At 71.1% G+C, this 12,134-nt stretch carries 10 protein-coding genes; 7 read left to right on the top strand and 3 right to left on the bottom strand.

From position 1 onward, the window contains the following. The first annotated feature begins 108 nt into the window (after positions 1-108). Positions 109-1,299: an acyl-CoA dehydrogenase family protein gene (locus tag AOK16_RS03920; protein ID WP_055470803.1), complete on the top strand. Its 1,191-nt coding sequence runs from the start codon at positions 109-111 to the stop codon at positions 1,297-1,299. A gap of 66 nt (positions 1,300-1,365) precedes the next feature. On the opposite strand, the gene AOK16_RS03925 is transcribed toward AOK16_RS03920, so the two are convergent. Then, on the bottom strand, positions 1,366-1,809 hold the full coding sequence (locus tag AOK16_RS03925; RefSeq protein ID WP_055470804.1) for a cell division protein SepF: 444 nt from the start codon (positions 1,807-1,809) through the stop codon (positions 1,366-1,368). Positions 1,810-2,642: 833 nt separating this feature from the next. Here AOK16_RS03925 and AOK16_RS03935 point away from each other — a divergent pair. The 4 genes from AOK16_RS03935 to AOK16_RS03950 all read left to right on the top strand — a co-directional run bounded on the left by AOK16_RS03935 (position 2,643) and on the right by AOK16_RS03950 (position 7,198). Beyond that, a complete protein-coding gene (locus AOK16_RS03935; RefSeq protein ID WP_055470811.1) occupies positions 2,643-3,431 on the top strand; it encodes a DUF1684 domain-containing protein in 789 nt (262 codons plus the stop codon). A 262-nt stretch (positions 3,432-3,693) separates the two neighbouring features. Further along, a complete protein-coding gene (locus tag AOK16_RS03940; RefSeq protein ID WP_055470806.1) occupies positions 3,694-4,596 on the top strand; it encodes a S1 family peptidase in 903 nt (300 codons plus the stop codon). A 132-nt stretch (positions 4,597-4,728) separates the two neighbouring features. Then, positions 4,729-5,826: a slipin family protein gene (locus tag AOK16_RS03945; RefSeq protein ID WP_079101036.1), complete on the top strand. Its 1,098-nt coding sequence runs from the start codon at positions 4,729-4,731 to the stop codon at positions 5,824-5,826. A 292-nt stretch (positions 5,827-6,118) separates the two neighbouring features. Continuing rightward, positions 6,119-7,198, top strand: a complete 1,080-nt coding sequence (locus AOK16_RS03950; protein ID WP_055470807.1) for a S1 family peptidase — start codon at positions 6,119-6,121, stop codon at positions 7,196-7,198. Between the two features lie 136 nt (positions 7,199-7,334). On the opposite strand, the gene AOK16_RS03955 is transcribed toward AOK16_RS03950, so the two are convergent. Next, complete coding sequence (locus AOK16_RS03955; protein ID WP_055470808.1) at positions 7,335-7,784, bottom strand: subtilase-type protease inhibitor; 450 nt, start codon at positions 7,782-7,784, stop codon at positions 7,335-7,337. A gap of 511 nt (positions 7,785-8,295) precedes the next feature. Here AOK16_RS03955 and AOK16_RS03960 point away from each other — a divergent pair. After that, positions 8,296-9,402, top strand: a complete 1,107-nt coding sequence (locus AOK16_RS03960; protein ID WP_079101037.1) for an endonuclease/exonuclease/phosphatase family protein — start codon at positions 8,296-8,298, stop codon at positions 9,400-9,402. Between the two features lie 320 nt (positions 9,403-9,722). Next, entirely contained in the window at positions 9,723-10,610 is an 888-nt protein-coding gene (locus AOK16_RS03965; RefSeq protein ID WP_055470812.1) for an esterase/lipase family protein, read from the top strand. A gap of 258 nt (positions 10,611-10,868) precedes the next feature. Here the strand turns inward: AOK16_RS03965 and AOK16_RS03970 are convergent, their stop codons facing one another. Further along, positions 10,869-11,885: a lytic polysaccharide monooxygenase auxiliary activity family 9 protein gene (locus AOK16_RS03970; protein ID WP_055470810.1), complete on the bottom strand. Its 1,017-nt coding sequence runs from the start codon at positions 11,883-11,885 to the stop codon at positions 10,869-10,871. Positions 11,886-12,134 lie beyond the last annotated feature (249 nt).

Consider the following 12,134-nt stretch of genomic DNA (forward strand, 5'->3'; position numbering starts at 1 on the left):
ATCCTCACGTCCAGACACCGATCCCCCCCGGGGGGGATCGGTGTCTGGACGTGAGGATGGGGGGCGTCGTAGCGTCGGGGGGTTGGTGGTGGCTGGGATGGAGGGGCTATGGGCGTTCGTCGTGGGGCCGCGTCGTTTGATCCCGGCGATCCGCTGGGGATCGACGAGTTGCTCTCGGACGAGGAACTCGCCGTGCGGCAGACCGTCCGGCAGTGGTCCGCGGAGCGCGTACTCCCGCACGTGGCCGACTGGTACGAGCGCGGCGAGCTGCCCGTCGTACGCGAACTGACGCGAGAGCTCGGCGCGCTCGGGGCGCTCGGGATGTCGCTCGAGGGCTACGGCTGTGCCGGCGCCGGCGCAGTCCAGTACGGGCTCGCCTGCCTGGAGTTGGAGGCCGCCGACTCCGGCATCCGCTCACTGGTCTCCGTCCAGGGCTCCCTCGCCATGTACGCCATCCACCGCTTCGGCTCCGAGGAGCAGAAGCGGCACTGGCTGCCGCGCATGGCCGCCGGCGAGCTCATCGGCTGCTTCGGGCTGACCGAGCCCGACCACGGCTCCGACCCGGCTGGCATGCGCACCCACGCCAAACGCGACGGCTCGGACTGGGTTCTGACGGGCCGCAAGATGTGGATCACTAATGGGTCGGTGGCCGGGGTGGCCGTCGTCTGGGCGCAGACTGACGACGGGATCCGCGGGTTCGTCGTGCCCACCGACGCCCCCGGTTTCTCCGCGCCCGAGATCCGGCACAAGTGGTCCCTGCGCGCCTCGATCACCAGCGAACTGGTCCTGGACGAGGTGCGGCTCCCCGCGGACGCCGTCCTTCCGGAGGCGACCGGGCTGCGCGGCCCGCTCAGCTGCCTGAGCCACGCCCGCTACGGCATCGTGTGGGGCGCCATGGGCGCGGCCCGCGCCTGCTTCGAGGCCGCGCTCGACTACGCGAAGACCCGCGAGCAGTTCGGCAAGCCCATCGGCGGCTTTCAGCTGACCCAGGCCAAGCTCGCCGACATGGCGCTGGAACTCCACAAGGGCATCCTGCTGGCGCACCACCTGGGGCGGCGGCTGGACGCGGGGCGGCTGCGCCCGGAGCAGGTCAGCTTCGGCAAGCTGAACAACGTGCGGGAGGCGATCGACATCTGCCGCACCGCCCGTACGATCCTGGGCGCCAACGGCATCTCGCTGGAGTACCCGGTGATGCGGCACGCGACCAACCTGGAGTCGGTGCTCACCTACGAGGGCACGGCTGAAATGCACCAGTTGGTGCTGGGCAAGGCGCTCACCGGTATCGATGCCTTCAGGTAGTCCCCGTCGTCACCCCGTCGTCGCTTCTGCCGCGTCCAGCGGTGTCCGCCGGTGAGCGGCCTTGCGTCAGCTCTGGTTGAAGAAGCCGTCGGTCGAGCGGCTCGCGGCGTCGCCGCTGACGATCCGGTAGTCCGCCGGGGTCAGCAGGAAGACGCGGGTCGCGACCCGGTCGATGGAGCCGCGCAGCCCGAAGATCAGGCCGGCGGCGAAGTCCACCACGCGCTTGGCGTCGGAGGGCTCCATGGCCGTCAGGTTCACGAGCACCGGGACACCGTCCCGGAACAACTCACCGATCGCGCGGGCGTCACGGAAGCCGTCCGGGGTCACGGTCGCGATCCGGCGGCCCTCCTCCCGCACGTTCTCCGTCGCCACCCGCACTCGCGGGTCGGTCACCCAGGCATCCCTGGACTTCTGCTCGGACTCCTCGGCGTAGTCGTCGTCGTAGTAGCGGTCGTCGTCGTGGTCGTCGACGAGGCCCAGCCAGGCACTCGCCTTGCGCACCGATCCCATGGACGCCTCCTCTCACACGCGGTTTCTGCTGTCCGACTCTCTATGGTCGTCCATGATGCGGATGATGCGCCAAGCGGATAGCACTCGCACATGGGTTTCGTGACGGTACTGGTGCAGAACGGACGGCAGGACGTCAGAGTTCCTGCTGTGTACGGCTTCTGACGAGGCAGTTGGTGACGCTGCCGCGCCGGATGGGTGACACCGGGGTCGTCTGGGTGAACAGGTCGCTCGGTACGATACCGGCCACGCCGGGGCCCCGCCCCTGTTCCGGACGTACCAGAGGTGACGTTTTCGCGGAAGTCGCCGATTCCGCCCGGCTGTTGAGACAGGGTCATGCCATGCCCCTCGAACTCCGCGCGCCCGCCGACACCGTGGGGCTCGCCGAGCTGATCGGCGACCGGTGCGCGGCGGGCGCAGCTGAGGGCTTCCCGCCGCGGACCGCGGACCCGCGCCGCGACTCTGCGCTCGTCGTCGACGGCACCGTGCCGGTCCCCCAGCAGCGCAAGCTGCCGGGCCGCTGCTACCCGGGCACGACCTGCGCGACCACCTCGGGCTCGCCCGACCGCTCGCCCGACCGGCCGGGCGCCGTGCCCTCGCCCACGAGGCCGGGGCACAAGCGGCCGCGTTCATCCGGACGGACGCGGCCGGTGGATTCATCCTCGTACCCCATCCGACGTCCCGTGGCCTCGGCGCGGGCGTCGCCCGCGTGGCCCCGCTGCTCCAAGAGCGCGGTGCGCCCCGAACGGAGTACGCGCGGGCGGCGCGACACCGGCATTCCGAAGCGCCCACCCCCGTGTGGACGGTCCGATCACGATGAGCAAGGGTTGGTCACCATGAGCGATGACGCGGAACAGCAGTGGAAGACCTGGCACGCCCGGCGTGTCGAGACGGTCTCGGCCCCCTACGGCCCGCTGTCCCTCACCGGCACGCACTGGCTCGCCGATGCGGTGGAGGGGCGACTTCCGGACATAGCCGGGCGCTGGGCGGACGGCGGCGACGCCGTGGTGCTCAGCGCGGGTTCCGAGGAGGGGCTGACGGTCGACGGGCAGCCGCTGGACGGGGAGGTCCGGCTCGGCCGGGACACCGGCGAGGCCGCCGAGTCGCGGGTGGCGTACGGGGACAGGCGCCTGGTCGTGCTCCGGCGCGATGAGTTGTGGGCGGTCCGCGTCTTCGACCCGCAGGCGCCGGGCCGGCTCGCGTTCGGGGGGATCGAGGCCACCGCGTACGACCCGGACTGGGTGGTGCCGGCGGTCTTCCGGCCGTACGGCGAGAGCCGGACCGTCCGGGTGGCGAGTGCCGACGGGCTCGAGCGGGGGCTCGGCGTCGGCGGGGAACTCGCCTTCGGCGTCGGCGGACAGGACCACACCCTCCAGGCGGCCGTCGAGGACGACGGCTCGCTGTGGATCGTCTTCTCCGATGCGACCAGCGGGCACAGCAGCTACCGGTTCCGGTTCCTGCGGCCCCCGGCACCCGCCGCCGACCACTCGGTGACCCTGGACTTCAACCGCGCGCTGCTGCCGCCCTGCGCGTTCGCCGAGCACTTCATCTGCCCTTTCCCGCCGCCCGGCAACAGCCTTGCCATCGCTGTCCCGGCGGGCGAGCGGAAGTCCCTGTCCCGGTGATGCGTCGCAGCCGCGGTGGGGCGGGCGTCCGCGGGGCCGGGGCGGTGGCCGGCCGCCTCGGCCCGTATCCGGCGCGCGTCGATCAGGGCCGAAAAGTGCCCTTGCGGTCCCAGGCCCGGCCGCCGAATACTCCCCCCACACAGCGCACTTGTCAGGAGCACGACGTGTTTCGGGTGCGAGTCAGCGCATCCGGAGTGCTCTTCGACCGCGCCTCACGGGCCTGCCCACCCAGCGGACCCCCGATTCCCCTCTGGAGGAACACGTGAGGATCAAGCGCACCTCCCCCCACAGCGGCGTCGAGAGACGCACCCGGCTGATCGCCGCCGCCTCCGGCCTCGTCGCCGCCCTGGCCATCGCGGTGCCGGCCGGCGCCGAACCCCCCGCCCCCTTCAGCGCGGGGCAGCTCTCGGCCGCGGACGACGCGGTGCGCGCCGCCGACGTCGCGGGGACCGCCTGGTACGTCGACTCCGAGACCAACACGGTGGTCCTGACAGCCGATTCCCGGGTCACCAAGGGACAGCTCGGCGCCATCAAGAGGGCCGTCGGGGCCAACGCAGGCGCCCTGCGGATCGAGCGGACCGAGGGCACCTTCCGCAAGTACCTCTCCGGCGGCGACGCCGTCTACGCCGACGCCGGCTGGCGCTGCTCGCTCGGCTTCAATGTCCGTGACAACAGCGGTGCCTACTTCTTCCTGACCGCGGGCCACTGCACCGACGGCGACCCCGGCTGGTACACCAGCACCGCGCTCACCACCCTGATCGGCCCCACCACCGGATCGAGCTTCCCGGACAACGACTACGGCATCGTGCGCTACGACAACACCGCGGTCAGCCACGAGGGCACCGTCGGCGGCCAGGACATCACCACGGCCGCCGACCCCACCGTCGGCCAGAACGTGACGCGGCGCGGCAGCACCACGGGCACGCACACCGGACGCGTCACCGCGCTGAACGCCACCGTCAACTACGGCGGCGGCGACATCGTCCGCGGCCTGATCCAGACCACCGTGTGCGCCGAGCCGGGCGACAGCGGCGGACCGCTGTACGACGGTTCCACCGCCCTCGGCCTCACATCCGGCGGCAGCGGCGACTGCACATCCGGCGGCACGACCTTCTTCCAGCCAGTCAAGGAGGCGCTGACCGCGTACGGCGTGAGCGTCTACTAGAACCCAGGCCGGACCCTGGCGACCGCGCGGTCCCGCCCCGTCTCCTCGGGGGCGGGACCGCACTATCGTGGGAATCGGCCCCCTCGAATCGGGGCGTCACTCGCGATACGGACGGCAGGGCAGGTGGCCGTAATGGTCGAGGAGCTCGTGACAGCGGGTGTGGGCGTACTCTGCGCCGGCGGGGTCTACGCGATGGCGGCGGCCCGAGTGATCAAGCAGTACGAGCGGGGGGTCGTGCTCAGGCTCGGACGGCTGCTCCCGCAGGTGCGCCAGCCCGGCTTCACGATGATCGTTCCGTTTGTGGACCGGCTGCGCAAGGTCAATATGCAGATCGTCACGATGCCGGTGCCGGCCCAGGAGGGCATCACCCGGGACAACGTGACGGTGCGCGTGGACGCGGTCGTCTACTTCAAGGTCGTGGACGCGTCCGACGCGATCGTTCAGGTCGAGGACTACCGGTTCGCCGTCTCCCAGATGGCGCAGACCTCGCTGCGCTCGATCATCGGCAAGAGCGAGCTGGACGATCTGCTGTCCAACCGCGAGAAGCTCAACCAGGGCCTGGAGCTGATGATCGACAGCCCGGCCCTCGGCTGGGGCGTGACCGTGGACCGGGTGGAGATCAAGGACGTGTCGCTGCCCGAGACGATGAAGCGGTCGATGGCCCGGCAGGCCGAGGCCGACCGCGAGCGGCGGGCCCGGGTCATCAACGCCGACGCCGAGTTGCAGGCCTCCAAGAAGCTGGCCGAGGCGGCGACCCAGATGTCCGAGGCGCCGTCCGCGCTCCAACTCCGGCTGCTCCAGACCGTGATGGCGGTGGCCGCCGAGAAGAACTCCACGCTGGTGCTGCCGATCCCGGTCGAGCTGCTGCGCTTCCTGGAGCGCGGGCACGAAGGGCCCGAGCACCCCTCGGTACGGGCCACGCCCCCCTCGGCGGGCGCGGATTCGCGGTCGCAACCGCGGGTGGAGTCCGCGGAGGCGGCCCCGGAGGTGGCTCCGCAGGCGGCTCCTGAGGTGGCCCCGCCGGAGAAGGAAGGGGAGTTGGTGGGAAAGCCGGAGTCCGAGCGGGAGTTGGAGAGCGGACAGCCCGAGAGCGGGAAGGAGCCGGCGACCGACCCCGCCGATCCGGAACTCCCGGCCGTGCCGCCGCCGTTCGGGCCGGTCGATCCCGAGGCGCCGGGGGACGTCCCGCCGGAAAGCGGAACCGGAACGGCGATTACCGGACAGCCGTAGTCGTCACTCATCGCTGAACCACCGCCGCGCTCGGTGCAACGCACCGGGCGTGACGTGCGTCCCCATCGGCGCGCCCTGACCGCAGGGCGCGCCGTTCTTTTCGTACACACGACCTGATCCCGGTCTTGTGCGGCCCCCTGAGCCTCGGGATACTCGGCGGCACAGTTGACATGGACGCGACTTGTGGCACGGCGAGACGGCACAGCAAGTGGGCCGCGTCCTCCGTTCGGTACGCACGTCCTCCGGGCCGACGCTCCCCACAGCGGGCCCAACCCCCCACAGGAGGCCAGACTTGAAGCACCGACGCACATCAACCACGCGCCGTACCGCCGTAGCCGGAGCCGGGGCGGCCGCCGTCGCCCTCACCGCGTTCACCCTCAGCGCCAACGCCGCGCCGGCGCCCGCGCCGAGCCCGAAGGCCCTGTCGGCCACCGCCGCACAGCAGTTGGCGGGCGCGCTCGCCTCCGGCCTCGGCGGCGACGCGGCCGGTTCGTACTACGACGCCGAGGCCAGGAAGCTGGTCGTCAACGTCGTGGACGAGGCGGCGGCGAAGGAGGTCCGCGCCAAGGGCGCCGAGGCGAAGGTCGTCCGGCACTCGCTCGCCGAGCTGGACTCGGCCCGCGAGACGCTGGCCGACCGGGCCACCATCCCCGGCACCTCCTGGTCGGTCGACCCCAGGACCAACAAGGTCGTCGTGACCGCCGACTCGACGGTCAAGGGCGAGCGGCTGGCCGAGCTCGACAAGGTCGTGAAGAGCCTCGGCGACCGGGCCGCGGTCAAGCGCACGGCCGGTGAGTTCTCCCCGCTTATCGCGGGCGGCGACGCCATCTGGGGCGGCAGCGGGCGCTGCTCGCTGGGCTTCAACGTGACCGTGGGCGGCCAGCCGCACTTCATCACCGCGGGCCACTGCACGGAGGCGATCTCCAGCTGGTCGGACGCGCAAGGCGGTTCGGAGATCGGCGCGAACGCGGACAGCAGCTTCCCCGACAACGACTACGGCCTGGTCAAGTACACCGCCGACACCGCCCACCCGAGTGAGGTGAACCTCTACAACGGCTCCACCCAGGCCATCGCCAAGGCCGGCGACGCGACCGTCGGGCAGCAGGTGCAGCGCAGCGGCAGCACCACGCAGGTGCACGACGGCGAGGTCACCGCTCTCGACGCGACCGTCAACTACGCCGAGGGCACGGTCAACGGCCTCATTCAGACCACTGTCTGCGCCGAGCCCGGCGACAGCGGCGGCTCCCTGTTCGCCGGTGACACGGCGCTCGGGCTGACCTCGGGCGGCAGCGGCGACTGCTCCTCGGGCGGCGAGACGTTCTTCCAGCCGGTGCCGGAGGCGCTGCAGGCGTTCGGCGCCGAGATCGGCTGACGGGCGGGGCCCGGGGTCCGGCGTTCGACGCCGGGCCCCGGACCCTCTCCCGGGCCTGGCCGCGGCCCCCGGACTGCGTCGTCCGGGGGCCGCGGCGCGCCCCTCGCGCTATACGGGAGTCGCGTGTCGGGCTTCGTCAGAAGGCGAAGATCTGGTCCTGCGCCGCCTCCTTCACACAGGAGTTGCCGAACGTGTGGGACCAGTGGACCCTCTTGCCCTCCCAGACGCCGTCCGCGGTGACCACGATCGGATCCCAGATCATCGTGCAGGGTCGGCCGGGCTCCGCGTAGAAGCGCTCGACCAGCTTCGTGAAGTCCCCGCCGAGGGACCGGATGTCCTTGCACGTCCGGTTGACGGTCGGGTGGGTGCCGGTGGGTGTCGGCGCGCAGTCCAGGACCACGGCCCGCTTCACCGTCGCGGTCTCGGCATCCGGGCCGTCGCCTACGGTGAGGACCAGGGACGACGGGGCGTAGAGCCCGCTCGCCTCAGTGCCTTCTGCCTGCGCCACCCCACTCGCGCCCACAAGCCAGCCCGCGGCCAGCACGGCGGTCATGGCCGCCCCCAACGCTCGTACGGTGTACCGCATTCCGAACTCCTTTGTCCGCTGGTGCAGATGACGGCATGGAGTCTTGCTCATGCGAACGGCAAACGCACACCGGTCGGTCGCTTTCGGTCGCCGGGTGAACGCGGATGGTGTCCAAATGTGCGTCAGGGCTGGTGGGGTGGGGTATGGGAGCGGTCCAACATGTGGACAGAATCCTCTAGTTCACGCAAAAAATTGATTCTGACCTGCGCAAATATAGGAACACGGCGGTCTCCGGCCGAGCGACCTCGACCGGAAACCACCGCTGTTCATAAGCCCCCGTCATGCCCGGCTCCTGCCGGGGCCGTGAACGCGGGACGACTCGGTGGCCGTGAAGCCGGCGGGCACCTCGACCCTGGTCCGGTGCACTCCGTAGCTCTTTCCTGGCTCTCTCCGAAACCTTCGCAAAGTTTCACTTGAGTTCATCTGTCGCACGCGAGGCGGTTCGACAATGCGTTCCGCCGTGTCGAGTTGTGCTCGGTGGCAGGCACTCAGCGATCAATGGAGGTCATGGATGGTCAGGCGTCGGGAGTTGCTCGGGATGGTGGGAGCGACGGTCGGAGTGGGAGTGCTGGGGGCGGGCGCGGCCGAGGCCGCACCCCGGGACGCGAAAGGGAGGGGTGGGCCCTCGCACAGATTGCTCACGTTCCTGCAGTTCAACATATGGCTGGGCGGCAGCCAGGTGCCGGACGGTCGGGCCGGCATCGCCGACACCATCGCCGCGGTCAAGCCGGACGTGGTCATGCTCAGCGAGTCGTCTCCGGAGCGGGTGGCCAACACGCTGGCCGATCTCGCGGACCGCGGCCTGACCTACTACGACAATGCGAACCCGACCGACCCGGCGGTGATCTCGCGCTACCCGATCATCGAGCACCAGTCCTTCCCGTACTGGTCGAAGGCGGTCATCGACGTCGACGGCACGGAGATCGCCGCGTACTCCGGGCACCTTGAGTACCGCTACTACGTCAACTACCTGCCGCGCGGCTACGGCGGCGGCACGCCGGCGCCCCTGGAGACCTCGGAGTACGGCTGGGACGAGATCCCGACCGGTCCGATCACTGACGTCGACCTGATCATGCGGCTCAACGAGGCGTCCGGGCGTACCGCGGTGACGAAGACGGTGCTGGCGGACGCCGCGCAGGAGCGCTGCAAGGGCCGACTCACCCTGCTGGCCGGGGACTTCAACGAGCCGTCGCACCGGGACTGGACCCGCCGGACCCGGAACCTGTTCGACCACAACGGCACCGTGGTCGAGTGGTCCACGACCAAGGCGATCGAGGACGCCGGTTTCCGCGACAGCTACCGCGAGATCCACCCCGACCCGGTTCGTGCGCCGGGCTTCACGTGGCCGAGCGACAACCCGGGCGCCGACACAGGACAGCTCACCTGGGCCCCGAAGGCGGACGAGCGGGACCGGATCGACTTCGTCTTCTACCACCCGGACCGGCGGATCCACCTGCTCGACAGCGTGATCGTCGGCCCGTCCACCACGATCGTGCGCAACGAGCGGGTGGCGGAGTCCGGGCGGGAGAAGTTCTGGGAGCCGAAGTGGACTTGGCCGACTGACCACAAGGCCGTCCTCAGCACTTTCCGGGTGTCCACCGACCGCCCTCACCACTGATCGGCTTGATGACAGGACTGCCGGCCGGTACGCGTCTGCGTACCGGCCGGCAGTCTTTTTCGGCTTCAGTGGGCGTCAGCACGCCGTGGAGCGGCTGACGTTGGACCCTGCCGATTCGGATGACCCGATTCCACTTCTGTCCGATGGCTGGCGCATTTTTATTACCCGTGCGTAATTTGACAGTGGAACAGCTTCTTGTGATCCGGATCACGAGGTGACGGCTGCCCGGGAAACGAGCCCGCCCTTCCCACCCCCCACGAGGAGCCCCCGTGAAGCGATTCCGGTCGCCCTGGTCGTCCCGGTCGCCCCGGCTGTCCAGCTTGCTCCCGCTGCCCAAGTCGCTTTCGCTGTCCCGGTCTTCCTCGCGGCGGGCCCTGCGCGCACTGTCCGTACTCCTGCTCGCCGCCGCCCTGACCCTGACCGCCGCGCCGCCCTCGGCCGCGGCCACCCGCAGCGGCTGGAACGACTTCACCTGCCGGCCCTCCGCCGCCCACCCCCGCCCCGTCGTCCTCGTCCACGGCACGCTGGGCAACTCCGTCGACAACTGGCTGGGCCTGGCCCCGTACTTGGTCCGGCGCGGCTACTGCGTCTTCTCGCTCGACTACGGCCAACTCCCCGGCGTGCCGTTCTTCCACGGGCTCGGCCCCATCGAGCGGTCGGCCCGGCAACTCGACGACTACGTCGACCGGGTCCTGGCGGCCACCGGGGCCGGCGAGGCCGACCTGGTCGGGCACAGCCAGGGTGGCATGATGCCGCGCTACTACCTCAAGTACCTGGGCGGCGCGGACAAGGTCAACACGCTGGTGGGCCTGGCGCCCACCAACCACGGCACCGACCTGCACGGCCTCAGCCGCCTCCTGGACCTCGTCCCCGGAGCGAGGGGCGCCATCGGCAGCACCGCCCCCGCCCTGATCCAGCAGCTGGCCGGCTCCGACTTCCTGACCCGGCTCAACGACGGCGGCGAGACCGTTCCCGGGGTGCGCTACACGGTGATCGTGACGAAGTACGACGAGATCGTCACGCCGTACGCCTCCGGCTACCTGTCCGGGCCGAACGTGCGCAACATCCGGCTCCAGGACCTGTGCCCGCTGGACTTCTCCGAGCACCTGGCCATCGGCCTGACCGACCCCCTCGCCTTCCACGAGACCGCCAACGCGCTCGACCCCGCCCGTGCCTCGCCGACGACGTGCTGGTCCGGACTGGGCTGACCTCGGGGAACGGCTCCAAGGCGGCAACGCCGAGCCGGGAGCGGCAAACACAGGGGCGCCGCCGCCCCGCGGAGGTAGGGCGACGGCGCCTCCGAACCGTACGGCGTGTGACCTCGGGACGCCGTACGGGGTTCCGCCCGCGGCCGGTGGTCGGCCGGACGCGGTGGTTGGAGGCCGGCTGAGGGCTGACCGTTGGTCAGCCGGCGGCCCTCAGCCGGCGGCTCATGCCGGGCCGGTTCCGAACCGGCCGGTGCGGGGTCAGCCGCGGTGGCGCCCACCGGCCGCCGAAGCGGCGGCCCTGCGGCGGGTGGTCGCGAACAGCACCGACGCGCCGACCGCGAGCACGGCCGCGCCGCCGAGGGCCAGCGGGGCGGTGCTGCTGTCACTGCCGGTCTGGGCGAGCTTCTCGTCGTCGGCGGTGACGGCGGTGCCCGCCGAGCCGTTGGGCGCGGCGGCGTTGCCCGCGGCCTCGGTGGTCTCCGTGGTCTCCGTGGCCGTGGGCTCCGCGGTGGGCTGCTCGTGCTCCGAGTGGTCGACCGTCGACGCCTCGGCGCCGTCCGCTATCTGCTCCTCGCTCGGCGCGCTCGCGGTGGGAGCCGGGGTGGCCGAGCCGCTGTCCGAGCCGCCGCCCGCGCCGCTGTCCTGGCCGAAGACGACGTCGGAGCAGGTGTAGAAGGCCTCGGGGCTGTCCGAGCGCTGCCAGATGCTGTAGATCAGGTGGCGGCCGGAGCGGGCGGGCACCTCGCCGTCGAAGACGTAGTCACCGTTCGTCAGCTGCGGGTCGGTGACCTTGGCGAACGGCTCCGACTCCAGGTCCGACCACTTCAGCGGCTTGCTGGGGTCGTAGCCCTCCTTGGTGATGTAGAGCTCGAAGGAGCCCTTGTGCGGGGCGGTGCCCTTGTACCGGAAGGTGTGCATCCCCGAGGCCATCTTGGAGGCCGGCCAGTCCGCGCGGGCCAGGTCGAGGCCCTTGTACTTGTCGCGGCCCGCGCTGCACAGCTTGCCGTCCGGGATGATCTCCTTGCTCTTCCCGGCCGCGTCCGGGATGTTGACCTCGGCCCAGTCGTAGAACGCCTGCGAGCCGCTGGCCGCGACCGCCGCCTTGCACGCGGCCGACTGCGGGCTCTCCGGGCCCTCGGCGTAGCAGGCCGCGACGCGGCTGACCGGATCGCTCATCGAACCGTGCGCGGCGGCGGGGGTGGCGGTGACAGCTGCGAGCGCCAGCGGCACGACGCCGGTGACGGCGATTGCGGCGGTCTTGCGACGTGCGGTCATCGTGGGGATCTCCTCGGCGGTGGGGCATGGGCGGTGCGGGTGCGTGTGGTGCTGGGACGGGGCAAGCGCCGGCGCAGCCCCCCGAAGACGGCGCCGACGACTCGCTCTCCCCGTTCCAGCGATCAGAACGCTAGCCCCGCCGAACCCCGGAAATCGCTGCTGAGACGGGGTTGGGCCGATCCTTATGGTCCGTTTAAGGCGGCGGTAAGCGGGGCCTGAGGAATCCCGTGCGGGGAGGGGGATTTGGGG

Source organism: Streptomyces pathocidini, assembly GCF_001418495.1.
GTDB classification, from domain to species: Bacteria; Actinomycetota; Actinomycetes; order Streptomycetales; family Streptomycetaceae; genus Streptomyces; species Streptomyces pathocidini.

Coding starts and splice junctions, on each gene's coding strand:
- AOK16_RS03920 (WP_055470803.1), top strand. CDS start 109: ATGGGCGTTCGTCGTGGGGCCGCGTCGTTTGATCCCGGCGATCCGCTG.
- AOK16_RS03925 (WP_055470804.1), bottom strand. CDS start 1,809: ATGGGATCGGTGCGCAAGGCGAGTGCCTGGCTGGGCCTCGTCGACGAC.
- AOK16_RS03935 (WP_055470811.1), top strand. CDS start 2,643: ATGAGCGATGACGCGGAACAGCAGTGGAAGACCTGGCACGCCCGGCGT.
- AOK16_RS03945 (WP_079101036.1), top strand. CDS start 4,729: ATGGTCGAGGAGCTCGTGACAGCGGGTGTGGGCGTACTCTGCGCCGGC.
- AOK16_RS03955 (WP_055470808.1), bottom strand. CDS start 7,784: ATGCGGTACACCGTACGAGCGTTGGGGGCGGCCATGACCGCCGTGCTG.
- AOK16_RS03960 (WP_079101037.1), top strand. CDS start 8,296: ATGGTCAGGCGTCGGGAGTTGCTCGGGATGGTGGGAGCGACGGTCGGA.
- AOK16_RS03970 (WP_055470810.1), bottom strand. CDS start 11,885: ATGACCGCACGTCGCAAGACCGCCGCAATCGCCGTCACCGGCGTCGTG.